At 75.9% G+C, this 24,959-nt stretch carries 28 protein-coding genes and 1 pseudogene; 14 read left to right on the top strand and 15 right to left on the bottom strand.

Annotation, left to right across the window (positions count from 1 at the left end):
* Positions 1-3 precede the first annotated feature (3 nt).
* Together ACI793_RS01660 and ssd are read right to left on the bottom strand one after the other, a co-directional pair.
* Positions 4-1,143, bottom strand: a complete 1,140-nt coding sequence (locus ACI793_RS01660; RefSeq protein ID WP_456604623.1) for a TadA family conjugal transfer-associated ATPase — start codon at positions 1,141-1,143, stop codon at positions 4-6.
* Positions 1,140-2,225: a septum site-determining protein Ssd gene (gene ssd, locus ACI793_RS01655; protein ID WP_456604622.1), complete on the bottom strand. Its 1,086-nt coding sequence runs from the start codon at positions 2,223-2,225 to the stop codon at positions 1,140-1,142. The genes ACI793_RS01660 and ssd overlap by 4 nt, the downstream gene beginning before the upstream one ends.
* 127 nt (positions 2,226-2,352) lie before the next feature.
* Between ssd and ACI793_RS01650 the strand changes: the two genes are divergently transcribed.
* The gene (locus tag ACI793_RS01650; RefSeq protein WP_456604621.1) at positions 2,353-3,198 is read left to right on the top strand and encodes an HAD family hydrolase; all 846 of its coding nucleotides are present in this window, start codon (positions 2,353-2,355) and stop codon (positions 3,196-3,198) included.
* Positions 3,199-3,291: 93 nt separating this feature from the next.
* The gene (locus ACI793_RS01645; RefSeq protein WP_456604620.1) at positions 3,292-3,564 is read left to right on the top strand and encodes a hypothetical protein; all 273 of its coding nucleotides are present in this window, start codon (positions 3,292-3,294) and stop codon (positions 3,562-3,564) included.
* A gap of 59 nt (positions 3,565-3,623) precedes the next feature.
* On the opposite strand, the gene ACI793_RS01640 is transcribed toward ACI793_RS01645, so the two are convergent.
* The gene (locus tag ACI793_RS01640; protein WP_456604619.1) at positions 3,624-4,412 is read right to left on the bottom strand and encodes an oxidoreductase; all 789 of its coding nucleotides are present in this window, start codon (positions 4,410-4,412) and stop codon (positions 3,624-3,626) included.
* 140 nt (positions 4,413-4,552) lie between these two features.
* Between ACI793_RS01640 and ACI793_RS01635 the strand changes: the two genes are divergently transcribed.
* Positions 4,553-5,104 (top strand): histidine phosphatase family protein, encoded by a 552-nt coding sequence (locus ACI793_RS01635; protein ID WP_456604618.1) that lies wholly within the window; start codon positions 4,553-4,555, stop codon positions 5,102-5,104.
* Between the two features lie 97 nt (positions 5,105-5,201).
* Positions 5,202-5,963, top strand: coding sequence for an adenosylcobinamide-GDP ribazoletransferase (locus ACI793_RS01630; protein WP_456604617.1), 762 nt, complete (start codon positions 5,202-5,204; stop codon positions 5,961-5,963).
* A 353-nt stretch (positions 5,964-6,316) separates the two neighbouring features.
* Here the strand turns inward: ACI793_RS01630 and ACI793_RS01625 are convergent, their stop codons facing one another.
* The gene (locus ACI793_RS01625; protein ID WP_456604616.1) at positions 6,317-6,646 is read right to left on the bottom strand and encodes a tetratricopeptide repeat protein; all 330 of its coding nucleotides are present in this window, start codon (positions 6,644-6,646) and stop codon (positions 6,317-6,319) included.
* Between the two features lie 129 nt (positions 6,647-6,775).
* Between ACI793_RS01625 and ACI793_RS01620 the strand changes: the two genes are divergently transcribed.
* Entirely contained in the window at positions 6,776-7,483 is a 708-nt protein-coding gene (locus ACI793_RS01620; protein WP_456604615.1) for a DUF4383 domain-containing protein, read from the top strand.
* Positions 7,484-7,485: 2 nt separating this feature from the next.
* On the opposite strand, the gene ACI793_RS01615 is transcribed toward ACI793_RS01620, so the two are convergent.
* Positions 7,486-8,667, bottom strand: coding sequence for a glucose-1-phosphate adenylyltransferase family protein (locus tag ACI793_RS01615; protein WP_456604614.1), 1,182 nt, complete (start codon positions 8,665-8,667; stop codon positions 7,486-7,488).
* A 93-nt stretch (positions 8,668-8,760) separates the two neighbouring features.
* Between ACI793_RS01615 and ACI793_RS01610 the strand changes: the two genes are divergently transcribed.
* Positions 8,761-10,020: an MFS transporter gene (locus ACI793_RS01610; RefSeq protein WP_456604613.1), complete on the top strand. Its 1,260-nt coding sequence runs from the start codon at positions 8,761-8,763 to the stop codon at positions 10,018-10,020.
* Here ACI793_RS01610 and ACI793_RS01605 read toward each other — a convergent pair.
* Genes ACI793_RS01605 through def form a run of 4 tightly spaced genes read right to left on the bottom strand, consistent with a single transcriptional unit; the run spans position 10,005 to position 12,456 of the window.
* Entirely contained in the window at positions 10,005-10,622 is a 618-nt protein-coding gene (locus ACI793_RS01605; RefSeq protein WP_456604612.1) for a flavodoxin family protein, read from the bottom strand. The genes ACI793_RS01610 and ACI793_RS01605 overlap by 16 nt on opposite strands.
* A 38-nt stretch (positions 10,623-10,660) precedes the next feature.
* Positions 10,661-11,164, bottom strand: coding sequence for an FBP domain-containing protein (locus ACI793_RS01600; protein WP_456604611.1), 504 nt, complete (start codon positions 11,162-11,164; stop codon positions 10,661-10,663).
* Positions 11,165-11,219: 55 nt separating this feature from the next.
* Positions 11,220-11,882: an HAD hydrolase-like protein gene (locus tag ACI793_RS01595; RefSeq protein WP_456604610.1), complete on the bottom strand. Its 663-nt coding sequence runs from the start codon at positions 11,880-11,882 to the stop codon at positions 11,220-11,222.
* Between the two features lie 16 nt (positions 11,883-11,898).
* Positions 11,899-12,456: a peptide deformylase gene (def, locus tag ACI793_RS01590; protein ID WP_456604609.1), complete on the bottom strand. Its 558-nt coding sequence runs from the start codon at positions 12,454-12,456 to the stop codon at positions 11,899-11,901.
* Between the two features lie 43 nt (positions 12,457-12,499).
* On the opposite strand from def, the gene ACI793_RS01585 reads away from it, so the two are divergent.
* The 3 genes from ACI793_RS01585 to ACI793_RS01575 all read left to right on the top strand — a co-directional run bounded on the left by ACI793_RS01585 (position 12,500) and on the right by ACI793_RS01575 (position 15,727).
* Entirely contained in the window at positions 12,500-13,453 is a 954-nt protein-coding gene (locus ACI793_RS01585; RefSeq protein WP_456604789.1) for a cobalamin biosynthesis protein, read from the top strand.
* A 103-nt stretch (positions 13,454-13,556) separates the two neighbouring features.
* On the top strand, positions 13,557-14,225 hold the full coding sequence (locus ACI793_RS01580) for a lysophospholipid acyltransferase family protein (protein ID WP_456604608.1): 669 nt from the start codon (positions 13,557-13,559) through the stop codon (positions 14,223-14,225).
* Complete coding sequence (locus tag ACI793_RS01575) at positions 14,222-15,727, top strand: cobyric acid synthase (RefSeq protein ID WP_456604607.1); 1,506 nt, start codon at positions 14,222-14,224, stop codon at positions 15,725-15,727. Before ACI793_RS01580 ends, ACI793_RS01575 begins: the two co-directional genes overlap by 4 nt.
* A gap of 6 nt (positions 15,728-15,733) precedes the next feature.
* Here the strand turns inward: ACI793_RS01575 and ACI793_RS01570 are convergent, their stop codons facing one another.
* Positions 15,734-16,120, bottom strand: a complete 387-nt coding sequence (locus ACI793_RS01570) for an acyl-CoA thioesterase (protein WP_456604606.1) — start codon at positions 16,118-16,120, stop codon at positions 15,734-15,736.
* A gap of 40 nt (positions 16,121-16,160) precedes the next feature.
* On the opposite strand from ACI793_RS01570, the gene ACI793_RS01565 reads away from it, so the two are divergent.
* Together ACI793_RS01565 and ACI793_RS01560 are read left to right on the top strand one after the other, a co-directional pair.
* Positions 16,161-16,859 carry an MSMEG_1061 family FMN-dependent PPOX-type flavoprotein gene (locus ACI793_RS01565; RefSeq protein WP_456604605.1) on the top strand — a complete coding sequence of 233 codons (699 nt, stop codon included), beginning with the start codon at positions 16,161-16,163 and terminating at the stop codon, positions 16,857-16,859.
* Positions 16,860-16,898: 39 nt separating this feature from the next.
* Positions 16,899-17,323: pseudogene (locus tag ACI793_RS01560) on the top strand (VOC family protein).
* Position 17,324: 1 nt separating this feature from the next.
* Here ACI793_RS01560 and ACI793_RS01555 read toward each other — a convergent pair.
* The gene (locus tag ACI793_RS01555) at positions 17,325-17,522 is read right to left on the bottom strand and encodes a hypothetical protein (protein ID WP_456604604.1); all 198 of its coding nucleotides are present in this window, start codon (positions 17,520-17,522) and stop codon (positions 17,325-17,327) included.
* Between the two features lie 177 nt (positions 17,523-17,699).
* On the opposite strand from ACI793_RS01555, the gene ACI793_RS01550 reads away from it, so the two are divergent.
* Complete coding sequence (locus ACI793_RS01550) at positions 17,700-18,215, top strand: type II toxin-antitoxin system PemK/MazF family toxin (protein ID WP_456604603.1); 516 nt, start codon at positions 17,700-17,702, stop codon at positions 18,213-18,215.
* 7 nt (positions 18,216-18,222) lie between these two features.
* Here ACI793_RS01550 and ACI793_RS01545 read toward each other — a convergent pair whose 3' ends face one another.
* On the bottom strand, positions 18,223-18,534 hold the full coding sequence (locus ACI793_RS01545; protein WP_456604602.1) for a hypothetical protein: 312 nt from the start codon (positions 18,532-18,534) through the stop codon (positions 18,223-18,225).
* Positions 18,535-18,734: 200 nt separating this feature from the next.
* On the opposite strand from ACI793_RS01545, the gene cobT reads away from it, so the two are divergent.
* Positions 18,735-19,826, top strand: coding sequence for a nicotinate-nucleotide--dimethylbenzimidazole phosphoribosyltransferase (cobT, locus tag ACI793_RS01540; RefSeq protein ID WP_456604788.1), 1,092 nt, complete (start codon positions 18,735-18,737; stop codon positions 19,824-19,826).
* Positions 19,826-21,178 carry a uroporphyrinogen-III C-methyltransferase gene (gene cobA, locus ACI793_RS01535; RefSeq protein WP_456604601.1) on the top strand — a complete coding sequence of 451 codons (1,353 nt, stop codon included), beginning with the start codon at positions 19,826-19,828 and terminating at the stop codon, positions 21,176-21,178. Before cobT ends, cobA begins: the two co-directional genes overlap by 1 nt.
* Before the next feature lie 205 nt (positions 21,179-21,383).
* On the opposite strand, the gene ACI793_RS01530 is transcribed toward cobA, so the two are convergent.
* The 3 genes from ACI793_RS01530 to ACI793_RS01520 all read right to left on the bottom strand — a co-directional run bounded on the left by ACI793_RS01530 (position 21,384) and on the right by ACI793_RS01520 (position 24,752).
* Positions 21,384-23,006: a DUF222 domain-containing protein gene (locus ACI793_RS01530; RefSeq protein WP_456604600.1), complete on the bottom strand. Its 1,623-nt coding sequence runs from the start codon at positions 23,004-23,006 to the stop codon at positions 21,384-21,386.
* 236 nt (positions 23,007-23,242) lie between these two features.
* The gene (locus tag ACI793_RS01525) at positions 23,243-23,911 is read right to left on the bottom strand and encodes a class F sortase (protein ID WP_456604599.1); all 669 of its coding nucleotides are present in this window, start codon (positions 23,909-23,911) and stop codon (positions 23,243-23,245) included.
* Positions 23,889-24,752, bottom strand: coding sequence for a hypothetical protein (locus ACI793_RS01520; protein WP_456604598.1), 864 nt, complete (start codon positions 24,750-24,752; stop codon positions 23,889-23,891). Before ACI793_RS01520 ends, ACI793_RS01525 begins: the two co-directional genes overlap by 23 nt.
* Positions 24,753-24,959: the final 207 nt, after the last annotated feature.

Genomic DNA, 24,959 nt, shown 5'->3' with positions numbered 1-24,959 from the left:
CGGTCACCGGCGGGCCGTTCCGTCCAGCAACGCGCGCAGGAGGTCGGCGGCGGGGCACGCCCCGCCGTCGGCCCGCCAGCCCGGCTCCACGACCACGAGGTCGCCCGCACGCCGCAGGACACCGAGCTGGTCGACCCGCCGGCCCGCGGGTGTGCGGCGCAGGTGCACGACGACGTGCAGCGCCGCGGCCGCCAGGCTGTGCACCGCGGCGCGGTCGAGTCCCGCGGCCACGCCCAGGGCTTCCAACCGGGCCGGCACCTCGGCCGGCCGGTTGGCGTGCAGGGTGCCGCAGCCACCCTCGTGGCCGGTGTTGAGCGCGGCCAGCAGGTCCCCCACCTCGGCTCCTCGCACCTCGCCCACGACCAGCCGGTCCGGCCGCATGCGGAGCGCCTGACGCACGAGGTCGCGCAGGGTGACCTCGCCGACGCCCTCGACGTTCGGCGGTCGGGTGAGCAGGGCGACGACGTGCGGATGCGCGGGCGCGAGCTCGGCGGCGTCCTCGCAGGTCAGCACCCGTTCGGCCGGCCCGACCTCGCCCAGCAGCGCGGAGAGCACCGTCGTCTTCCCGGTCCCCGTCCCTCCGGTCACGAGGAAGGCCAGCCGCCGCTCCACCAGCGCCCGCAGCAGCCCGGGGCTCTCCCCGGGCAGCGCGCCGAGCGCCTCCAGGTCGGCGAGGCTCCGGGAGCAGCGCCGCAACACCCGCAGCGACAGGCAGGTGGTGTGCGCCACGGGCGCGAGCACCGCGTGCAGGCGGGTGCCGTCGGGCAACCCGACGTCCACCCAGGGCGCGGCGTCGTCCAGCCGGCGTCCGGCCGCGGCGGCCAGGCGGACGGCGAGGCGCCGCACGGCGACGTCGTCGGGGAAGCGGACGCCGGTGAGCTCCAGCCCCGCCCCCCGGTCGATCCACACGCGGTCCGGGGCGGCGACGAGCACGTCGGTGACGTCCGGCAGCCGGAGCAGCGCCTCGAGCGGCCCGGCACCGGCCAGCTCGTCCACCGCGTCGCGCACGGCCCGCAGCACGTCGTCGTCCCCGAGCAGCCCACCGCTTTCCTGGCGGACGACCGCCGCGACGTCGGCCTGCGTCGGCATGCCCGGCTCGAGCGCCAGCCGGGCACGGACGCGGTCGAGCAGCCCGGCGCTCATCCGGCGGCCCTGCGCACCTGGGCCAGCGCACGCCGCGCGACGCCGCCCAGCGGGGTGCGCGGCGCGACGGCCGGCACCTCACCGCGTTCACCCCGGGGCACGGCGCCGCGGTCGTGCGGCAACTCGGCGAGCACGGGCCGGCCCACGACGTCGGCGACCTCGTCGGTGGACAGGCCGCCGGGCACCGGACGCACGACCAGCTGCGCTCCCGCCCACGGCGATCCGGCCGCGGACACGAGCAGGCGCGCCGCACTGGCCGCGCGCAGCCGCGCCGGCACCACCAGCAGCGCGAGGTCGGCCTCGGCGAGCACGGCGTGCGTCGTGGCGCAGAACCCGTCCGGACCCGGGCGGGGCAGGTCCACCACGACCGGCGCGCCGTCGGTCCGCGCGGCCTCCACCACCGCCCGGACCGCCTCCTCCGGCAGCCCGGGGTGACCGGAGCGCGCCGCGGCGAGGACGTGCACGCCGGCCACCTCGGGCAGGCAGGCGAGCAGCGCGTCGCCGGAGACGCGTCCCCGGAGCCCGGTCAGCTCGGGCCACCGCAGCCCCTCGGCCCGTTCGGCACCGAGCAGCAGGTCCAGGCCGGCACCCCACCCGTCGGTGTCGACCAGGACCGCACCCGGGGCGGCGGCCACGGCGAGCGCGGCGGCCACGGTGCTGGCGCCGGCGCCCCCGCACCCGCCGCCGACGGCCAGCAACCACCCACGCGTCACCGGGGTGCGGACCGCGGCGACCGCCCGGGACAGCAACCAGGCCTCGTCGGCGGGCAGCAGCGCCACCCGCTCGGCGCCCACCTCGACCGCCGCGGCCCACTCCTCGGCGGGCAGTTCCGAGCGGGCGGCGACCACGACGCCGGGTCGACGCCCCAGCGCCCGCACCACCGCCGCGCCCACCACGTCGGCACCCAGCACGACCAGCGGCGCGGCGCGGTACGCCCGGAGCAGCGGGGCACCACCGACGGCGATCTCGGGTTCGGTGCCGGCGGCGGCCAGCACGCGCAGCAGGTCGTCGAGCAGGTGCTCGTCACGGCTGACGACCAGCGGACGGGGCGACGGGTCGGGTGTCACGGGAGCGGCAGGCACGTCAGCGAGCCCACCGGAGCGTGGGCGAACTGTGCCAGATCCGCGGCCGAACTGTGGATGACTCCTTCGGGTGTGGACGGCGCGCGCGGCCTGTCACCCCCGGGAGGGCCTACTAGCCTCATGCCTCGTGACCCGCGGAGCGGCGTTCTTCGATCTGGACAAGACGATCATCGCCAAGTCCAGCACCCTGGCCTTCGGCCGTCCGTTCTTCCAGGGCGGGCTGATCAACCGGCGCACGGTCCTCAAGACCGCGTACGCCCAGTTCGTGTTCTCCCTCGCCGGCGCCGACGCCCAGCAGATGGAGCGGCTGCGCGCGCAGATGACCGCCATGGTCACCGGCTGGGACGCCGCCGCCGTGCAGGACATCGTCCGGGAGACCCTGCACGAGATCGTGGACCCGCTGGTCTACGCCGAGGCCGCGGACCTCATCGAGGAGCACAAGGCCGCCGGCCGGGAGATCGTCATCGTCTCCAGCAGCGGGGCGGAGATGGTCGAGCCGATCGGCGAGATGCTCGGCGCCGACCGCGTGGTCGCCACCCGCATGGTGGTCGAGGACGGCCGGTACACCGGCGAGATCGAGTTCTACGCCTACGCGGAGAACAAGGCCGCCGCGATGCGCGAGGTGGCGGCCGAGGGCGGCTACGACCTCGCCGACTGCTACGCCTACAGCGACTCGGTCACCGACCTGCCCATGCTCGCGGCGGTCGGTCATCCCACGGCGGTCAATCCCGACCGCGGCCTGCGCAAGGCCGCCCTGCAGCACGGCTGGCCGATGCTCAGGTTCGAGCGGCCGGTGAGGATGCGGTCCCGGTTCTCGGTGCCGGCGGCTCCGGTGGTCACCGGCGCGGCGGCCATGGGCGTGGGCGCCGCCGTGGTGGGGATGGCCTGGTACGCCCGGCACCGGACGGCCCGACCGGTCGCCCCCGGGACGCCCGGTCCGCTCAGCGGGCGACGGCGCCGCCGCGGGGCCTGACCTCCCCGGCCACCGGAGCGCCACCCCGGCGCCCTGGGCCCGTTCCCGGCGAGGCACCGGCCGCACCGCCGACGCGTCGGCCATCCTGCGGACGTGCTCACCGCGGTCCTCGCCTGGCTCGCGGCCCTGGCCGTGTGCGTGGCCGCCGTGCTCCTCGGCCAGTCCGTGCGGACCGCACCGCGGCGCCGTCGGCGCCGGCGGGCCGCCCGCATCGGTCTCTTCCTCTCGCTGTCCGGCCCGTGGCTGTCGGTGCTCGCGGCGCTCGCCTACGGGTACCTCACCGGTGCCTGGATACCGGCCGCGGCCGCCGGTGCGATCGCGGTGACCACCGTCGCGCTCACGGGACTGCTGCTCGCACCCCGCTGACCCGCGCCGCGCTCACCCACACTCCGACGAGCCGCGCCGCGCTGACCCGCGGCGAGCGGTCAGCCGCGCAGCAGGCTCTCGCAGATGGCCAGACCCTCCAGGGCTCCGTGCTCGGTGGCCTGGCAGCAGTGCACCAGCCAGCGGGCCACGCCCGAGGGCTCCCCGGAGGTGTAGGCGGCGAGCGCCTCGGCGTAGGCCGCGACGCCGAGTTCGGCGAAACCGACCTCCGGGACCGAGACCGCCTTGGGGTCCAGCCCACGGCTGATGCCGGTGAGCCGGCCGGCCGCGCGGGCCACCAGGCCGTCGGCCACCCCGAAGGGAGCCATCGCGGCGAGCTCACCGTGCACGAGCGCTGCCACGACCACAGCCGGCGCCGACGTCGCGCCGGTGACCAGCGAGAACAGGCCCGACAGCCGGGGCCCGACGTGGGGCGCCGGCCGGCCGAGGTCCGCGCTGTCGACCCGGTCGCTGGCGGCCAGCACGTGCAGGCGGGCGAGCACCTGACCGGGGGCCTTGGGCCACGTCTCGACCATGCCGCCCAGACCTGCCGACACCCGCAGCGCGCCCTGCACGACCGGATCGTCGACCGCACCGGCCCGGAGTTCGGCCAGGGGCACGTCCACACCTTCGAGCGCGGCCGAGGCGCGGGCGCCGCGCAGGGCCGACTCCGTGCTCACACCCGCCGACTCCCGGCGCAGCACCTTGTGGCTCAGCAGCCGGTCGACGGCCGCGCGGGCGGAGTCGGCGGCCACCCGGACGCCGGGCAGCTCGAGCACGGGCGCGAGCGGGTCCGGTGCGCCCGCTCGGTCGGCGGGACGGGTGGCGCCGGGACGGACGGGGATGCTCACGTGCTCTCCTCGCTGCGCCCGTCGGTCGGGCCGACCGGCGCTGCTGTGCGGGTGCGCGGCCTCCTCGGAGCGGCCGCGACGACGACGGTACGAGGCTCGCTCTCCGCGCCGCCGACCACCTGGTTACGCTTTCATCCACCATGGCTCACCCGTTGACGCTGCTGCTCGTCCGCCACGGGCAGAGCGAGTGGAACGCCGCGGGCCTGATGCAGGGGCAGACGGCCCACATCCCGCTCACCGATCTCGGCCGGAGCCAGGCCGAGGCCGCGGCCGAGGAACTGGCGGGGCTCTCCCCCGGCGCCCTCATCACCAGCGACCTGCTGCGGGCCGTCCAGACCGCGGAGTCGTGCGCGCGGGCCACCGGCCTGCCGATCGTGACCACGCCGGCCCTGCGCGAGCAGGGGTACGGCGTGCTGGAGGGCCGGCCGTCGCAGGAGCTGTGGGACGTCGTCGACTGGAGCGACGCGCAGTGGTCGGCCGAGGGCGGGGAGAGCCTCGCGGAACTGCACGGCCGGGTCGAGGCCTACCTCAAGGACCTCTGCGCCGAGCCGCCCGCCGACGTGATCGCCCTGGTCACCCACGGCGACACGATTCGCGCGATCCAGGCCGTGGTCGCGGGTCTGGGCCCCGATGCGATGCCGGCGGTGACACCGCACAACGGCAGCATCACCCGTTTGGAGTTCTGCCCGTGATCGCCCGGGTCCGGCGGCGCCCCCTCGGCGCGCGGCCCGTCGGCGCGCGGCGCGTCGGTGCGGGGCCCGTCGGTGCGCGGCCCGTCCAGCAGCCGGGATGAGGCTCACCGGCCCGCTGGAGTCAGCGGCGCTGCTCACCGCCCTGCCGGTGCCCGCCGGCGCGGCGACCTCGACCCGGGGCGTGCTGCCCTGGGCTCCGCTGGTCGGCGTCCTGCTGGGCGGGATCGCGGCCGGGGTCGCCGAGGCCGGCGCCCGGGCGGTCTCGCCCCTGACCGGAGCGGTGCTCGCCGTCGCCGTCCTGGCCCTGCTGACCCGCGGGCTGCACCTCGACGGGCTGGCCGACACCGCTGACGGTCTCGGTCCGCTGCGCGGCACTGAGCGGGCCCTGCAGGTCATGCGCCAGAGCGACGTCGGCCCGTTCGGCGTCGCCACGCTGGTGCTGACGCTGCTGCTCCAGGTGGCCTGCCTGTCGGCGCTGCTGCCCCAGGACGGCGGCTGGCTGGTGCTCTGGGCGGCGGTGGTGGTGGCCCGGCTGGTCATGACCCGCACCGGCCTGCCCGGGGTGGCGGTCGCGGACGGGTCGTCACTGGGCCGCACCGTGGCCGGCACCGTCTCCGCCGCGTGGCTGGCCTCGGCCGCCGTCCTCACCCTGGCCCTCGCCGCCCTCGCCGCGGCCGCGGTGGGCGGCACCGGGCGGGCCGCCGTGCTCGTCGGTGCCCTCGCGGCCGGCGTCGTCGCTGCCGAAGCGCTGCACCGCCGCGCGCTCCGCCGGCTCGGTGGGACCACCGGCGACGTCATGGGGGCCATGGGCGAGGTCGCGACGGCGGCGACCCTGCTGGCCGCCGCCGCCCTCTGGTAGCCGTCTACCCGCTCAGCCGCGGGCGGCCGGCGATCAGCGGCGTCGCAGCAGTCCGCCGACCATGCTGCCGAGCCCGCCGGAGGACGCCGGCGTGCCACGCCCACGGCCCATGCCGCGCCGGCCGACCGCACCCTTGGCGGTGGACCTGCCCATCCCTCGTCCGGGCCGTGCGGTCCCGCGTCCGCCACGGGCTGCTCCGCGCGCTGCGCCTTCTGCTGAACCCATCAGTCGTCCGAGAATGCTCATGGGACGTGGGTGCCCACCGGAGGGCGCCCGACGCGAACCGTCGGGCACCCCCCGGCGTGGCGTGACTCCGCGTCGAGGAGCACGAGCCGACCGGACGCCCGGCCGGGTCACCGTGCGCCGAGGGCGTCGGCCATCCGGTGGTGCGGAACCGCCTCGGCGTGCCGGCTCTGCCGCTCCAGCGTGCGGGCGAGCGCACGCCGGGCCCACCCGTTGGCCGGGGCCAGGTGCACCAGACGGATCAGCGCCTCCTCGGCACGGGCGAGCTGGGCCGAGCCGAAGTAGGCGCGCGCCAGGGCCTCCAGGGCGGCCTGGTTGGTGGGCTCGCCCTCGACGACCGCTGCCAGGATCCGGGCCGCCTCGACGGGCTGGCCCATCGCGAGGAAGAGGTCCGCGCGCAGGAACTCGGAGTGCAGGTCGATCTCGAACCGCTCGTTCACGCACGGATCAACGCAGCGGACCCGGCACGCCTTCCCGCCCCTGCAGCCGGGCCGGCCGTGTGCGCACGTCGCATCCGAACCACCTCCGGCCGGCGAAGAGGGGGCATCCACCTCGACCGAGGAGCCCCCATGCAGCTTCGCCACCTTCCCTCCCTGCGGACGGCGAAGGGCACCGCCCTCGCCGCCCCCGCCGTCGGCGACGACGGCGACGACGGCCCCCGTCACGACCCGCGGGTCTTCGCCGTCCAGCGGATCGGCGCCCTCGCCGTCGCCGCCGTGATCCTGGTCTTCGGACTGCTCGGGTTCGCCGGCGGCCTGGACTTCTTCTCGACCGACGGCGAGCCGATCCTCGGCATGTCGTCCAACGGCCTGCTGTCGACGATCTCGGTGCTCACCGCCGCCGTCCTCGTCCTCGCCGCGCTGCGCAGCCCGCGGACGGCCTCGACGCTGATGATCGTCGTCGGCATCCTCTTCCTCGTCGCCGGTCTGGGCAGCCTCGCGGTGCTGCGGACCGACGCCAACGTGCTGGCCTTCGAGATCGAGAACGTGGTCTTCTCCGAGGTGGCCGGGCTGGTCCTGCTGCTCCTGGGCGCCTTCGGCCGGGTGAGCGGGAACCTCCCGTCCGACAGTCCGTACGCCCGCCCGCAGGAAACCGACGACGGCACGGACGGCGTCCCGTCGACGCCGGCGGAGTTCGCTGCCGAGCGGGCCATGCGCGAGGCCGAGATCGCGGTGGTCAACCACGTCGCGACGCCCGACCAGCGCCGCCGGGTCGAGGCCATGGCGCAGGTGCACACCCGCGGCGACCGGCGCCGCGTGTGGATGGAGTTCGACTGAGCTCAGTCGTCCTCGGGCTCGGGGAAGCGGGCGCCGGCGGCGAGGTGCGTGCCGGCGTCGACGACCGCCTGGTGGCCGACCAGCGTGATCTCGCCGTCACCCCCGACGGTGGCCGACTCCCCGATCTCCACCCGGTCGTCGAGCACGGAGCGGGTCACCGTCGCCCCCGCGCGCACCCTGACCCCGGGCAGCAGCACCGAGTCCACCACGGTGGCCCCCTCCTCCACGATCACGCCCGGGGACAGGACCGAGCCGCGCACCTCACCGCCCACCCGCGTACCGCCGGAGACCAGGCTGTGCTCCACCGCGGCCCCGCGCAGCAGCCGTGCCGCGCTGTGCCGGCCACCCCGGGTGCGGATGGCCCACAGCGGGTCGTCCAGGTCCAGCGGGGGCTCCTCCTGGATGAACTCCCGGTGGGCCTCCCAGTAGGCCGGGATGGTGCCGACGTCGCGCCAGTACCCCTCCAGCGGATGGGCGCGGGCCAGCCCGTCGGCGGTCTGGGCGGGCAGCAGTTGCGTGCCGAGGTCCTCCAGCCCCTCCTCCCCCGCGTCCCGGGCCAGCGCCTCGAGCCGGTCGAGGGTCTCGGTCGGCGAGAAGACGAAGACCTCGTTGGTCGCCGTCGTCGTCGCCGGCTCGTCGGGCTTGTAGGCGTAGCCGGTCACCCGGCCGCCCTCGCCGACCTCGACGATGCCGTAGCGCGAGGCGTCGTCGGCAGCGACCTCGGTGGTGACCATGGTGACCTCGGCACCCGAGCCGAGGTGGGCCTCGGCCACCTCCCGGTAGTCCAGCTTGTAGACCGCGTCGGAGCTGGCCACGACCAGTGCGTCGGGCGCGAAGGCACGGATCTGGTCGGCCTGGCGCCACAACGAGTCCGCGGTGCCGGTGTTCCACCCACCCCGCTCGGTCCCCCGGTAGGGCGGCAGCGTGAGCAGCCCGCCCACGCTGCGGTCCAGGTCCCACGGCCGGCCGTTGGCCAGGTGCTCCGCGAGCGACGTCGGGTGGAACTGGATGGAGACCCAGGCGTCGGCGATGCCGGAGTGCAGGCAGTTGCTGAGCGGGAAGTCGATCAGCCGGTAGACGCCCGCGAAGGGCACGGCCGGCTTGGCCCGCCGGTCGGTGAGCAGTTCCAGGCGGCCCCCCGCTCCGCCGGCCAGGACGAGGACGAGGACCCGGGGAAGCGCCATGTCCGGCCCCGTACCCGGCGCTCTGGCCCGCCACGCCCCGTTCCGACACGCGGCCCGGGAATCGGCTCCCGGGCGTGGGCCTTGCTGTCTGTCGTGCCCGAGTCTCGCCGTCTGCCCCGCACCCCCGCCTTCTGGTCGGTGGCCGTCCTCCTGGTGCTCATGCTGGCGGCGTCGGGCGTGCCGTCCCCGCTGTACCGGGTTTACCAGGAGGAGTTCGGCTTCGGCCCCGGGATGCTGACGACGGTGTTCGGCATCTACGCCTTCGCGCTGCTGGCCTCACTGCTCGTGGTGGGCGGGCTGTCCGACCACGTGGGCCGGCGGCCGGTGCTGATCGTGGCGTTCCTCCTCGAGGCCGTCGCGATGGTGCTGTTCCTGGCCGCCGACGGCGTGGGGTGGCTGCTGGCCGCGCGGGTGGTCCAGGGGCTGGCGACCGGGGCGCTCACCAGCACGCTCGGGGCCTCGCTGCTGGACCTGCAGCGCCCGGAGCGACCGCACGGCGCCTTCATCAACAGCGCCTCCCCGGGGCTCGGTCTCTCCATCGGGGCGGTCGCGGCCGGTCTACTCGTGCAATCGGTCGCCGCACCGGACACGTGGGTGTTCGGCGTGCTGGCGGTGGTGTTCGTGCTGGCCGCCCTGGGCGTGCTGTGGCTCCCGGAGACCTCGGCCCGGGTGCCCGGTGCCGCGGCCTCGCTGCGCCCGCGGGTCCACGTGCCGGCCGCGCACCGCAGGGCCTACGTCGTCGCGCTGCCGCTGCTGGTCGCCTGCTGGGCGCTCGGCGGCCTCTACGCCTCCCTCGGCCCGTCGCTGGTCGCCGACGTCTTCGCCATCGACAACCACCTGGTCGGCGGGCTGCTCATCCTGGCGCTCAACGGCACCGGGATCATCGGCTCGCTGGCGCTGCGCACCTCCCCGCCCGAGCGGGCGATGCTGGTCGGCGCGCTGGTGTTCACCGGTGGGGTGAGCGGCACGCTCGGCGCCCTGGCCACCACCTCGGCACCCCTGCTGTTCGCCGCGGCGGTCGGCACCGGCTTCGGTTTCGGTGCCGCGTTCCTCGGCGCGGTCGCCACGATCACGCACGGCATCGAGCCAGGGCACCGGGCCGGCCTGATGGCCGCGATCTTCGTCGTCGGGTACCTGGCGTTCAGCGTGCCGGCGATCGCCGCGGGCGTCGCCGCCGGGCACGCCGGCCTGACGCGGACGACCGGGGTCTACGGGATCGCGGTCGTCGTCCTCGCGCTGCTGGCCGTGGCCGGCCTGCTGCGGGCCCGGCGGACCGCCGGGTCGCTGGCCGCCGGCGAGGCACCCGCGGGCGAGCGGTCCGATCGGCGCGCCCCGGTTCAGCTGCCCGGGTAGGGGCTCGCCTTCAGCGCGCGGGCCAGGTGCGCGGCGTTCTCGGCCAGCGTGGCGGTGGTGGAGGCGACCGCCTCCGGGGTCTCGTCGAGGTCCATGTAGTCGGTGCCACCCATGGCCTGGTCGTTCCAGTAGGTGCCGCCCTGCGACGGGATCGTGAAGCCGATGTCGTTCAGGGCCTGGAAGAGGTCGGCGATGATCTTGTGCGCGCCGTCCTCGTTGCCGACGACGGCGGAGACGGCCACCTTGCCGGCGACCAGCGGCCGTCCCGAGTCGTCGGTCTCCGACAGCTCGGCGTCCAGGCGCTCGAGCACCCGCTGGGCGACGCTGCTCATGTGCCCGACCCAGGTGGGCGTGGAGACGATCAGGATGTCGGCGGCCATCATCTGCTCGCGGAGGGCCGGCCAGGCGTCGCCGGCGCCCATGTCCACCTCGACACCGGGCTTCACGTCGTGGTCGACGACGCGGACGACGTCGCCGGTCACCCCGTGCCTGCCCAGCTCCCCGAGGATCTGACGGGCCATGAGGTCACTGCTGGACGGCGCGGGCGTGGGCTTGAGGCTGCAGACGAGGGCGAGTGCGCGCAGCGGCGTCGATTCGGTCATGCACCGTCAGATGCCCCACCACCGGCCGTCGCCACACATCAGCGGCGGACCGCCTCGACGAAGCTCTGCACCCGTTGCCGCAGCTCGGCGGCCCGTTCGGCGACGACCTCGTCCGGATTCCGGTCCTGCAACCACGGCGGGATCTCCGTGCGCACGCGGGCGGCGCAGCCCAGATCGGCGCACATGTACGTGCCGACGGTGTTGCCGTTGCGGCCGGCCGCGCCGGTGCGCCTGGCCGTGAAGAGCGAGACGGCGTCCCCACTCTGCGCCGTCTGGCACAGCAGGCACATCGCGGTCGTGCGGGCCGACATCCGGGACTCCGCGGCCCGCACCGCGATCCCGACCGGGCGCCCGGCCGCACCGTCCGGGTCCTCGACGACGAGGTAACCGCGCAGCGGAGCCTTCGGGTCCCGCCAGCCGAGCAGCTCGAGGGCGGGCCAGTCCAGGTCGGCGAAGTCCCTGGGGAGGGCGAGCCCCTTGGCCTCGCCCTGGGAGCAGTTGACGAACGAGCGGCGGACCTGCTGCTCGGTGAGGGCGTGCACGATCGAACTCCTTGCTACGGGGGGCGGCCCATGGTGCGCGACGCCGGCCCGGGGTTCACCCCGTTTTCGCCAGCAGGCCCGGCACGTCCGCGGGGACGGCGGCGATCGCGGCCGCACCGGCGGCGGCCAGCTCGCCGTCCTCGGCCGGGCCCCAGCCCGCCCCGATGCACGGCAGGCCGTGGGCGGCCGCGCCCAGCACGTCGTGCGACCTGTCGCCGACGAGGACGGGGGCGCGCCCCCGTGGATGCGCCCCGAGCGCCGCGGCCACCACCTGCTCCTTGTGCCGGACCGCGCCGTCCAGAGTCGCGCCGTGGACGCTCGCGAACGCTGGGAGCAGGCCGGTGTGGTCGAGCACGCGCACGGCGAACGGCTCGGGTTTGCTGGTCGCGACGGCGAACGTCGCCCCCGCCGCCCGGAGGTCGGCGAGCAGCCCGGGGATGCCGTCGTGCACCGTGACGTCGAGCAGCGCACCGGCCGCGTAGTGCGCCCGGTAGGCGGCGACGGCGCCGGGCACGTCGTCGACCGCGAGGCCGAGGACCAGTGCGAAGCCGTCCTGCAGCGGCGGCCCGACCATGTCGCGCAGCTGGTCCGGCGTCGGCTCCGGGAGGCCGAGCGCGGCCGCGGCGTGCCGGACGGAGGAGGAGATGCCCGGCGAGGAGTCGACCAGCGTGCCGTCCAGGTCGAACAGGACGAGGCGGCCGCCCAGGTCCCCGCTCACGCGGGCAGGTCGCCGCTCACGCGGGCAGGTCGCCGCCGGGACCCGCCGCCTCGGCGAGCAGCCGCTCGCGCACGTCCTCGGGCAGCCGGTCCACGTAGACGATTCCTTCCAGGTGGTCGACCTCGTGCTGGAGGCAACGCGCGGCCATCCCGGTCGCCTCGATCGACACCGGGTCGCCGTGGACGTCGACGCCGTCGACCCGCGCGCGGAAGGCACGGGGCAGCTCGGCGTACGGGCCGGGCACCGACAGGCAGCCCTCCTCGGTGACCTCCTCGGCCGGGTCCTCACCCTCGGCCGGGAGGATCGTCAGGGTCGGGTTGATCGCGTACCCGACCACGTCCTCACCGGCGGCGTCGGGGCAGTCGATGACGAAGATCCGCGCGTCCACGCCGATCTGGTTGGCCGCCAGGCCCACCCCGTCGGCGGCCGCCATGGAGGCGAACATGTCCAGGAGCAGGTGGCGGAGGGCGCGGTCGAACTCGGTCACCGGGGCGCACGGACGGTGCAGCACGGGGTTGCTTCCGTACGTGACGATGGGCCGGGCGACGCCGTCGTAACGGCCGGGCAGACGCATGACGACCGATCCTAGGGAGGCCGCCCGCGGGCGTGCGGGCACCATGTCGCCCGTGGACGTCCCACTCGCCGCCGGCCTGGCCCTCGGCTCCGTCGCCGACCTGCTGCTCGGTGACCCGCGCCGCCACCACCCGGTGGCCGGCTTCGGATCGGCAGCCGCCGCGCTGGAGCGCCGGCTGTGGCGGGACGAGCGCCTCGCCGGCGCCGGGCACGCCCTGCTGCTGACGACGGCGGTGGCCGCGCTCGGGACCGCACTGGAGCGGGCGACCGGCTCCCGGCCGGGTGCGCGCACGCTGGTCACCGCGGCCGCCACGTGGACGGTGCTCGGTGGCACGTCGCTGTCCCGCACCGCGGAGCGGATGGCGGCCGCCCTCGCAGCGGACGACCTGCCCGGGGCGCGGGCCGTGCTGCCCGCCCTCGCCGGCCGCGACCCGAGCGGGCTGGGCGCCACCGAGCTGGCGCGGGCGACGGTCGAGTCGGTCGCGGAGAACACCTCCGACGCCGCCGTCGCCCCGTTGTTCTGGGGCGCGGTCGCCGGCGTACCGGGCCTGCTCGCCTACCGCGCCGTGAACACGCTGGACGCGATGGTCGGGCACCGCTCGCCGCGGTACGAGCGCTTCGGCTGGGCGTCGGCCCGGCTGGACGACGTCGCCAACTGGGCGCCGGCCCGGACGACGGCCGCGCTGACGGTCGCCTGCGCGCCGCTGGTGGACGGCTCGGCGTCCGGTGCGCTGCGCGCCTGGCGCGCGGACGGCGCGGCGCACCCCAGCCCCAACGCGGGACGGTGCGAGGCGGCGCTGGCCGGCGCCCTCGGGCTGCGCCTGGGTGGCCGCAACGTCTACGGCTCCCGGGTGGAGGACCGGCCGACGCTCGGCTCGGGCCGGCCGCCGGAGCCCGGGGACATCCGCCGGGCGGTGCGCCTCTCGCGTGCCGTGTGGACGACGTCGGCCGCCGTCGCCGTCGCCGCCCGCCTGGTCCGCGCGCGCCGGCGCCGCTGAACCGGGCCTGCGCGCTGCCGCCCCGGGCGGTCCGGAACAATGCGGACGCCGCACGAGCCGTCGGTCCCGCCGACGGCGGGGCGGGCCGAGGAGGGAGCACCCGGTGTTCTACGTCATCGCCCGCTTGGTCATCCGGCCCGTGTTCTGGGTGCTGTTCCGCCCGCGGGTCACCGGCAAGGAGAACGTGCCGCCCACCGGGCCGGTGATCATCGCCAGCAACCACCTGTCGTTCATCGACAGCCTGGTGATCCCCACCGTCGCCCCGCGCCGGGTGCGGCTCCTGGCGAAGGCCGAGTACTTCACCGGCAGCGGAATCTCCGGCTGGTTCACCCGGGTGCTGTTCACCGCGCTCGGCGCGTACCCGGTCGAGCGAGACACCCACCGCGCCGCGCAGGCCGCGCTGGACACCGCGCTGTCGGTGCTCCACCAGGGCGACGCCTTCGGCCTGTACCCGGAGGGCACGCGCTCGCGCGACGGCCGGCTGGCCCGCGGCAAGACCGGTGTCGCGTGGCTGGCGCTCACCGCCGACTGCCCGGTCGTGCCGGTCGCCGTCCACGGCACCGACCGCATCCAGCCCGTCGGGGCCCGCTGGCCGCGGCCCGCCCGGGTCTCGGTGACCTTCGGGGCCCCGCTGACCTTCCCCGAGCACCGCGGCCTGGCCGGCAAGGGCAAGGCCCGGCGCGAGGTGACCGACGCGGTCATGGAGCAGATCGCGGCCCTCTCCGGCCAGGAGAAGGCCGGGTGGGGCACCCCTCCCGAGGCGCCCGCGTGAGCGGAGCACTGCTGGTCGCCGGCACGACCTCGGACGCCGGCAAGTCCCTCGTCACCGCGGGGATCTGCCGCTGGCTCGTCCGGCAGGGCGTCTCGGTGGCGCCGTTCAAGGCGCAGAACATGAGCAACAACTCGATGGTCACCGCCGACGGCGCGGAGATCGGCCGCGCCCAGGTCGTGCAGGCGGCCGCGGCCCGGGTGGAGCCCGAGGCTGCGATGAACCCGGTGCTGCTCAAGCCGGGCGGGGAGAACTCGAGCCAGGTCGTCGTCCTCGGCCGCGCCGTGGGCGAGGTGACCGCCCTGTCCTACCGGCCGCGGAAGGCCGCCCTGATGGAGCAGGTGCTGGCCAGCCTGGCCGACCTGCGGGCACGGTTCGACGTCGTCGTCTGCGAGGGCGCCGGCTCCCCGACCGAGATCAACCTGCGGGCCGACGACATCGCCAACATGGGGCTGGCGACGGCGGCCCGGCTCCCGGTGGTGGTGGTCGGGGACATCGACCGCGGCGGGGTCTTCGCGGCGCTGCACGGCACGGTGGCGCTGATGCCACCGGAGGACCAGCGGCTGGTCGCGGGCTTCCTGGTCAACAAGTTCCGCGGCGACGTCCGGCTGCTGCGCCCCGGGCTGGACCAGCTGACCTCGCTGACCGGCCGTCCCACGCTGGGCGTGCTGCCCTGGCTGGCCGACCTGGAGGTCGACGTCGAGGACTCCCTCGGACTGGACGTGCCGCGCTCCCCCGCCGGGCCGGCGCACGGGGAGGACGTCCTCCGGGTGGCGGTGGCGCGGCTGCCCCGCATCTCCAACTTCACCGACCTCGACGCGCTCGCCGCCGAGCCGGGGGTGCTGCTCCGGTACGCCACGCGCCCCGAGGAGCTCGCCGACGCCGACCTCGTGGTCCTGCCCGGCACGCGGGCGACCGTCGCCGACCTGGCCTGGCTGCGCACCACCGGGCTGGCCGAGGCGGTGGGCCGGCGGGCCGCGGCGGGGCTGCCGGTGCTGGGCATCTGCGGCGGGTTCCAGATGCTGGCGCGCACCATCCGCGACGACGTCGAGTCACGTGCCGGTGTCGTGGCCGGGCTGGGGCTGCTGCCGACCGAGGTGCGGTTCGCGCCGGAGAAGACGCTGGGTCGTCCGGCCGGCTCCGCGCTGGGCGAGCCGGTCACCGGCTACGAGATCCACCACGGCGTCGCCACGGTGGACGAGGACGCGGAACGTTTCCTCGACGGGGCGCGGGCGGGGTCGGTCTTCGGGACGACGTGGCACGGGGCGCTGGAGAACGACGGTTTCCGCCGGGCGTTCCTGCGCGAGACGGCCGCGCTGGCCGGACGCCGGTTCGTGCCCGCCCCGGACACCGACTTCGCCGGTGTCCGGGAGGCGCGGCTGGACCGACTGGGCGACCTGGTCGCCGAGCACGCCGACACCGACGCGCTGTGGCGGCTCGTCGAGCAGGGGCCGCCCGCCGGCCTCCCGCTGCTGCCGCCGGGGTCCGGGTTCGGGGCGCGCTGATCGGCCTCAGCCGGCCAGGCACGCCCGCAGGTCGTCGGGCCAGGCCGTCGGGGCGCCACCGGTGAGGCACACGTAGGTCGTCCGCACGGTGCAGCACAGCCGCTCGCCCACCCGGATCACGAAGCGCACGGTCAGGCTGGTGCGGCCGAGCTTCTCCAGCTCGGCGTCCACCTCGACGGTGTCGCCGTGCCGCGCCGAGGACGTCCACTCCAGGGTGCTGGCGACGACGACGTACTGGAAGCCCTCGGCTCCGAACCGGCCCCAGTCGACGCCCCGCTCGATCCACCACGGGGTCAGCGCCTCGTCGGCCCACACCAGGTAGTGGGCGTTGAAGACGATGCCCTGCATGTCGCACTCGGCGAACCGGACGGGAGCACTCCACACCTGGGACACGGAGGGCCACGCTATCCGCGTGGCCGGTTACGGTCGTCGGGTGGATCCCGTCACCGCTCCGGACGTCCCCCGTCCCGACCCGGCGCTTCCGAACCCCGACCCGGCGCTCCTCAACCCCGACCCGGCCCTCCCGCTGACCGACCCCGCCGGCCGGGACGTCGTCGCCGGCTACCGGGCGCCCGGCGGGCTGGTCCTGGACAAGGTGATCGACCACCTCGACGCGCACTGCCGCGAGTTCATCGCCCACTCCCCCTTCGCCACGCTGGCCACCGCCGATGCCGACGGCTGGCCGGAGATCTCTCCTCGCGGCGGCGACCGGGGCTTCGTGCACGTGCTCGACGAGCACCGGCTCGCGCTGCCCGACCGCCCGGGGAACAACCGCGTCGACAGCCTGCGCAACCTGACGGCGAACCCGCGGGCGGCGCTGATGTTCTTCGTCCCGGGCGTCGACCAGACGCTGCGCGTCTACGGGACCACCTCGCTGCTGCGGCCCGAGGAGCTCGACCTCGACCTGACCGAGTTCGGCCGCGCGCCGCTGTCGGTGCTCGTGCTGCAGGTCCGCAGGGCGTTCTTCCAGTGCCCGAAGTCGGTGATGCGCTCGGGGCTGTGGGACCCGGCGCAGCGGCTGGAGCCCGGAACGCTCACCCCGTTCGGCCGCGTCATCAAGGACCACTGCGCCCTGGAGACCGACCTCCCCGACGACGCGACGATCTGGGCGGACCTGGCCCAGGAGCTCTAGCCGGCCCGGACCGTCGGTACCGCGGCCTACGGTCCGGTCATGGCATTCGACATCCAGGTCGTCGTCGACTCCACGGCTCCGCACGAGCTCGCCGACTGGTGGGCCGAGGCGCTGGGCTGGCAGGTGGAGCCGCAGGACGAGTCGTTCATCACCCGCATGGTGCAGGCCGGCGCCGCGAGCGAGGCCGACACGATGCGGCATCGCGGCGCGCTGGTGTGGACGCTCGGCGCGGCCATCACCTCGCCCGAGCCGGGCCGGCCGCGCGTCCTCTTCCAGCGCGTCCCGAGGCCAAGACGGTCAAGAACCGGCTGCACCTCGACGTGCACGTGGGCCCGGAGGGCCGGGAGGCCGAGATCGCCCGGCTGCTCTCGCTCGGCGCGACCGAGCTCTGGCGCGGCTCGCAGGGGCCGATGGAGTGGGCGACCCTCGCCGACCCCCAGGGGAACGAGTTCTGCGTCGCCTGAGTCAGTCGGGGGGCAGGTCACGCTCCAGTCTGCGATCGGCCACCGCCCGCTCGGCGAGGATGCGGGCCCGCTGGGCTCGTGGTCTGCGCCCGTTGCCCAGGTAGCGCGCGTCCTCGACCAGCTGGAAGGCGGCCAGCACGCTGGCCTGCACCTCTCCGGCCCGCGGGACGGCGGGGCGCACCGGCTCGGCCGACGTCATGCGGACCCCTCTTCCCCGGAACCCGCCCCCGACTGCCTGTCACGGCCGATCCCGTGCCGGAACGGTTTCCCCGCAATCGGGCGAGCTAACCACTGAGTGACCGGAGGGTGCCCATGTGTCACAGAGGACACATGGGCACCAGCGGCGGCCGCGAGGCGGGCCCGTAGCGTGCGGCGCATGGCAGCGCGGCGGAGGCTCCGAGCGGCGGCGCGGTCGATGCTCGACCTGGTGCTGAAGGCCGGCGGCGAGAGCCGTGCGGCGCCGGGGCGCCGGTCGCCCGACCGCCCCCGTCGTCGGACCGGTGCCCCGGCCCCCGACGTCGAGTACCGGCCCCGGGACGACGACGCGGCCGATCCCGGCGAGATCGTCTGGGCGTGGGTGCCCTACGACGAGGGCGACGGGCGCGGCAAGGACCGCCCGGTGCTGGTCATCGGTCGACGGGGCGACGACCTGCTCGGCCTGATGCTCAGCAGCCAGGACCACGACCGCGACGCCGCGGACGAGGCGCGACACGGGCGGGTGTGGACCGACCTGGGCACCGGCGCCTGGGACGCGCGCGGGCGCCCCAGCGAGGTCCGCCTGGACCGGTTGCTGCAGCTCGCGCCCGGGAGCGTGCGCCGCGAGGGCGCCGCGCTGGACCGGGCGCGGTTCGACCGCGTCGTCGCCGAGGCCCGTCGCGTGCAGGGCTGGTGAGCGCGGCTCAGTCGGCGACGGACTCGTCGCGGGCGGCGTGCTCGGCGCGCGGGCGGACGGTGTAGACACCGGCGCCGTCGGCGAGCGTCTCGAGGTCGTAGCGGTGCACGACCTTGGGCCCGCCGTGCAGGTGCACGTGCGTGACCGTGGGCAGGGGCTCGCCGTGGCAGGCCTTGCGGATCTCCACGCGGCCGTCCAGCGGGCCGCCGACGAACAGCAGCACGGCGTCGTCGTCGGCCGGCTCGGCCCCGGTTCCAGCGTCCTCGGACAGTTCAGCGCTCCCTCGCTCGTTCCGCGACCAGCCAGGGTAGGCGCGCACGGCCGCCCGGGGGAGGTCAGCCGCCGGTGATGCGCCGGAGCTCGGAGACGTGCGTCGGACACCGCCCGGCCCGGCCGGGCTGACCGTGTCACCTGCGTGTCACACGGGCGTGGTCTCATGCGTCCCCTGCACCACCTGACGCCCGGGTCCGCGCTCGCTGCGATCCTTGACCCCGACACCGCCGCCGCCGAGGAGTTCCGCTGAGCACCGATCCCGCCCCGTTCGCCGGCACGCTGCTCGGCGACACCATCGCCGCCGTCCGCCCGCGGGACGCGGCGGCCGAACGCGCCGCCCGCGAGCGGCTGGACCGGATGACCAAGCCCCCGGGCTCGCTCGGCGTCCTGGAGGACGTTGCGACGCAGCTCGCCGGCATCGCGGGCGTCTGCCCCGCGCCGCTGCCCGAGCCGGCCACCGTCGCCGTCTTCGCCGGCGATCACGGGGTGCACGCCCAGGGCGTGACGCCGTGGCCGCAGGAGGTGACGGCGCAGATGGTGGCCAACTTCGTGGCCGGCGGCGCGGTGGTGAACGCCTTCGCCGCCGGGCTCGGCGCGCGGGTCGTGGTCGTGGACGTCGGCGTCGCCGTCCCGCTGGACGCCACGCCGTCGCTGCTCGACCGCAAGGTGCGCCCGGGCACCGCCGACCTCTCCGTCGGTCCGGCCATGACAGTCGACGAGGCGCGCCAGGCGGTCGAGGCGGGCATCGAGGTCGCCACGACGCTGGCCGCGGACGGCGGCTGCCTGATCACCGGAGACATGGGGATCGCCAACACCACCGCTTCGGCGGCCCTGGTCTGCGCCTTCACCGGCGCCACCCCGGCCGCCGCGACCGGGCGGGGCACCGGCATCGACGACCCCACGCTGGCACGCAAGGTCGAGGTCGTGAGCCGCGCGGTGGCCCGCGTGCCCGCGCGGCCGACGACCCCCGAAGCGGCGCTCGCGGTGCTCGCCGAGGTGGGCGGCCTCGAGCACGCGGGCCTGGCCGGCTTCGTGCTCGGCGCGGCAGCCGCACGGGTGCCGGTCCTGCTGGACGGCGCGATCGCGGGCTCGGCGGCGCTGGTCGCCGCGGCGCTGTGTCCCACGGTGCTCGACTACGCGCTGGCCGGGCACACCTCGGTCGAGCCGGGGCACGCCGTCGCGCTGGACGCGCTCGGCCTGCGCCCGCTGCTGGGGCTGAACCTGCGACTCGGTGAGGGCACCGGGGCGCTGCTGGCCCTGCCGCTCGTCACCAGCGCCGCGCGGGCGCTGCGGGACGTCGCCACCTTCGACTCCGCCGGCGTGACCGAGAAGAGCTGATGGCCACTCCTGCCGACCCCGCGCGGACTCCCGGACCTGCCGGTCCTGCCCACCCCGAGCGGGCTCCCGGGCCCGCCGGTGCAGCCGACCCCGTGCGGGCTGCCGGGCCCAGCGGCCCGGGTGGCCCCGTCTACCCCGTCGGCCTGCGGCTGCTGGACCGGCGGGTGGTCGTCGTCGGCGGCGGGCAGGTGGCGCACCGCCGGGTGGCCGGGCTGGTGGAGGCGCGGGCGCGCGTCACCGTCGTCAGCCCCGAGGTCACCCCCGCCCTCGAGGCGCTCGTCGCGCCGGGCTCCCTCACCTGGCTGCGCCGGCGCTACGAGCCGGGCGACCTCGACGGCGCCTGGTACGCCGTGGCGGCGACCGACGACGCGGATGTCAACGCGGCCGTCGCCGCGGAGGCGGAGAGCGCCCGCATCTTCTGCGCGCGCGCCGATGACCGCGCCTCCTCCAGCGTCTGGACGCCTGCGACCGGCCGGCACGGCGATCTCGTCGTCGGCGTCCACGGCGGCGGCGACCCCCAGCGGGCGATCGCGGTCCGCGACGCCGTCGTCTCCGGGCTGACCGACGGCACGATCGCCGACCGCGCCTCGCGGGACGTGATGTCCGGCCGCGCCGGCGGCGTCGTGCTGGTGGGCGGGGGCCCGGGTGACCCGGCGCTGATCACCGTGCGCGGGCGGCAGGCGGTGGCCCAGGCCGACGTCGTCGTGGCCGACCACCTGGCGCCACTGTCCCTGCTCGCGTCGCTGCCGGACGAGGTGGAGGTCATCGACGCCTCCAAGCTGCCGCGCGGCCGTTCGATGGCCCAGGAGCAGATCAACGACCTCCTGGTGACGCGTGCGCTGGCCGGCAAGCGGGTGGTGCGACTCAAGGGCGGCGACCCGTTCGTCTTCGGCCGGGGCATGGAGGAGGTCGAGGCCTGCCTGGCCGCGGGCGTGCCCGTCGAGGTGGTGCCGGGGGTGACCAGCGCGATCGCCGTGCCCGCGCTCGCCGGCATCCCGGTCACCCACCGCGGGATGACCCACGAGTTCGTCGTGGTCTCCGGCCACCTGCCGCCCGGCCATCCCCAGTCGCTGGTCGACTGGTCGGCGATCGCGCGGTTGCGCGGCACGGTCGTGGTCCTCATGGGCGTGGACACCGCGCCGGCCATCGCCGCGGCGCTGGTCGAGCACGGCCGGGCACCCTCGACGCCCGTCGGGATCGTCAGCGACGGCTCGACACCGACGCAGCGCACCGTGCGGACGACCCTCGCCGAGCTGCCCGCCACCCTGGCGACGGCCGACATCCGGCCGCCGGCCGTGTGGGTGGTCGGACCCGTCGTGTCGCTGTCACCGGACCCGAGCACGCCCAGCTGAGCTCTCGCCCACCTCCTGGGTAGTGGCCCGGGTCGCGTCCTCGGCAGGGCGGCCTGGGGGCGACAGGCCTTCTCGGAAGGGCGAGCCTGGGGCATCACGTCTCCTCACAACGGCAGCCCGGGGCACCGAGTCTGCTCGGAACGGCGCCTGGAGCACGTGGTCGAGCGGGTGTGGGGTGTCGGCGACGTGGCCGTGCGGGTCCCGCTCAGAAGGGCGGCGGTTCCTCCACAACCGGCACCGGTTGCGGCCCCGGTAGCGCGGGTTGTGCGCGCAGGCCCGGTGGTCGAGTCGTTCGGGTGATGCCGGACGGGGTGGTGACGGTGAGGGTGCCGTCGGGGTGCATCCGGAAGCGCCAGTTGCGGGCGAAGGTCTTGAGCCGGTGGTGGGTGCGGCACAGGCAGCAGAGGTTCTGGCAGGTGGTGCGGCCGCCGCAGTCGTGGGGGACGACGTGGTCGGCGTCGGTGCGTCCGGCGGGTTGGCCGCAGCCGGGGTGCCGGCAGGTGCGGTCGCGGAGGCGGATGAACCGTTCCTGTGCGGGGGTGTGGTCGTAGCCGCGCGCCTCGGGCGGCGGGCCCACCACCGGGCACCGGCAGGTGGCTTCACGTCCGTGGGTGGGGCAGCCGCGGGTGGCCAGTCGGGTGAGTTCTGCGGCGGTGGTGGTGGCGAGCAGCGCGCCGTCGTCGTCGACGAGCGCCGCCTCCAGGCTGCCGCCCGGCGGAGCCTGGACGCCGAGTGCGCCGAGCTGGGTGAGCAGTTCGCGCAGGTGGGCGGCGGTGATGGCGGTGCCGTTCACGGCCGGGGTCGCCGCGCCGGCTGCCGCACGCTCCACCGCCCGGTTCGGCGCCTCGTCGGCCGGCGCCGACCGGGCCGGCGCCTCTCGGGCCGGGATCTCGCAGGTCGGCATCAGCTGGGTCCGCGCCACCTGGGCCGGCGTCTCCTGGGCCGCGGTGCGGGATTGGTTCGGCGGGCGCAGGGCTGACAGTGGTGCGGTCACGGTGAGGTGGCCGGTCATGGCCGGGCGGGAGGTGTCCCAGGTGCGCAGCACCAGCGCGGCGTGCGCCTCGGTGCGCAGCATCCCGATGGGCCGGTCGTCCCCGGTGGTCTTCGCGAGCTGGGCGGCCTGGTCGATCACCGACCACATCGCCGCGGCCACCGGCGAGGGCAGCTCACTGGTCAGCACCGACATGCCGTCGCCGGTCTGGTACAGCCGCACCGCCGCGCGCTGCTCGGCCTCGATGCGCCGCTGCTCGGCGAACTCCTCGTCCGCCGCCTCGGCGGCGGCGACCAGCCGCTTACGGAGCTTCCCCGCCGACAGGCCGGCCGCCAGGGGCAGCACCGCGGGCACCACGACCGCGACGACCTCGTCGGTGGCCGTACCGAGGACGTCGGCGAACACCCGCGCTCGGTACCAATCCAACCGGCCGGCGGTGCAGTCGGCGTGCACCGCGGGCATCCGTTCCACCAGCTGGTAGGAGTCCGACAGCACCCCGGCGGCGAAGGCGCGGGAGCAGTTGAGCACCATCGCCAGCTCGTCGGGCAGGAACTCCGACGTCCCCGGCACCGGCGAGCCACCACCGCGCCGCCGCGCACCCGGATGCCCGGGCGGCGGGTCATCGGTGTCGGGCCGGGCGGCGGCCAGCGCCATGACCAGTTCGGCCTCGTAGGCGGCGTCCATGGCCTTGCGCGCCTGCACCCGCTGCAGCTCGGCTGCCGCCTCGTCGGCGGTCATCAGGCCGACCGGCAACCGCTGCACCGACGGCGCCCGCTGCAGCAGCAGGCCCAGCAGCGCACCCTCCACCACGGAGCGCTGGAGCAGGTTCGTCGGCACGGGTCGAACATACGTTCGGGGTATGACAGTTCTGACCGCGCTCACGCCAAGAGCGCGGCCGCCTCACGGCTCAGCGAACCTCGGTCGCACGGCTCCATCGACGCACGACCGCACGATCTCGGGACCGCACGACCTCAGGACCGCACGACCTCACGACCGCACGACCTCAGGACCGCACGACCCCACGGCCCCACGGCCAACGGCCCCACGGCCCACGGCCCCACGGCCCCACGGCTTCAGCGAACGACGGTCGCGAACACCACCGTGTTGTCGGTGCTGGTGCCGGCGTCCTCGACGAACTCGCCGCCGCAGGTCACCAGCGCGACGTCGGCCTCCGGCGGGTGGCCGTTGAGCGTGTCGGCCAGCGCGGAGGTCGCCTTGTCCAGCCCGGTGACCGGCTCGCCCAGCACCTGCAGACGCAGCACCGCACCGTTCGCGTCGCGCAGGCTGACCTCGTCCCCGGGTCGCAGGGTGTGCAGCCGATCGAAGACCGCACCCCCGGAGGCCTGCTGGTGCCCCAGGATGACCGCCATCTGACCCGAGCCGGGCAGCGGGCCGTCCGACCACCACGACGTGGTGCGCATCGACTCCGGCACCCCGTAGCCGTCCACCTGGGCGCCGGTGAACGGGTTCTCGTACTGCACGGTGCCGCGGGACTCCACGATCGTGTCCACGTCGATCGCCGGGATGCTCAGCGAGGCCGGCTGGATGGCACCGGTGGCGACCATCTCGCCGGCCAGGGCCGGCGCCTCGCCGGCGAGCGGCGCCGACGCCCCGGGAGCCGGTCGCGGAGCGGTGTCCGCGTCCGGGCGCCCGGAGACGACGAGCAGCAGTGCCAGTCCGGCCGCCAGCACCACCAGGAAGGCGCCGGCGGCGCGGAGATCAATCCCGCGTACGAACCGCACGGCCCCGCATCCCGTATCCAGCCGCACCGGCGGCCACGAGCACCAGTCCGCCACCCAGGGCGGTCAGCGGCACCGAGGTGTCGTCGGCCCGGGGGGCGTCGGCACCCGTGGGCGCGTAACCCAGGTAGGCGACCGGCTGGGCCACCGGCTCGGGGGCGTGCGGCGCGGGCTGCGCGGGCGTGGGGTGGACGACCGGCGTCTCCGGCTCCGGCTCGGGCTCCTCGGTGGGCGGAGCGGGGATGCACGCGGCGAGCGCCTCGCCGAGAGCCACCAGGCCGTCGACCAGGGTCAGCGTGGGCAGCTCAGGGGTCTCCGGCGCGGGCGTCTCCTCGGCCGGGACCTCGCCCTCCGGGGCACCCTCCCCGCCGAGCAGCCCCTCGACGTCTCCGACCAGCGGCAGGGCGGCGCCCTCCGGGGCCGCCTCGCCCTCGGCGGCGGACTGGTCAGCGGCCGCGGACTCGTCGACAGCTCCCGGAGCGGCGCCGGCCAGGCCCCCGAGGAGCTGGTCGAGAAGGTCCTCGATGACGGCGAGCTCGTCGGGCAGCGGCAGGCCCTCGCCACCGCCGAGCAGCTCCAGCAGCGCCGCGAGCGCGTCGGCGAGCTCGAGCGGCAGTGCGATGAGGCCGCCCAGGATCAGCTCGATCGCGTCCGCGACGCCGTCCACGCAGTTCTCGGGAAGCATGGCTGCATCGGCCAGCTGCTGGAACGCAGCCCGGATCTCCGGGGGCACCTCGAAGGCCGGCAGACCGGGGGCCGCCCCGTCCGACGGCGCTTCGGCGGCCAGGCCCTCCAGGAAGGCGGTCACCTGCTCGACCGGCTCGGCCTCGTTGGCGGCGGCCATTCCGGGGACCGTGACCAGCGCGGCGGTGAGGCCGGAGGCGACGAGGACGCGGTGCCCGCGTCGCGGACTGGAGGGGCGGCGGCGCTGAGACAAGTGTGACTCCCGGTTACGAACAGGTGAGTGAGCGCACTCACTGTCCGAAGGGCCACCCGTGCCCGCCAGTCCGGACCTGGGCTTTTGCTGTGAGCCCGGGTGTGCCGTCACTGC

This window comes from Blastococcus sp. SYSU DS0617 (assembly GCF_054051075.1).
The sequence above is the reverse complement of the archived record's forward strand: the minus strand, read 5'-3'. Positions and strand labels throughout refer to the sequence as shown.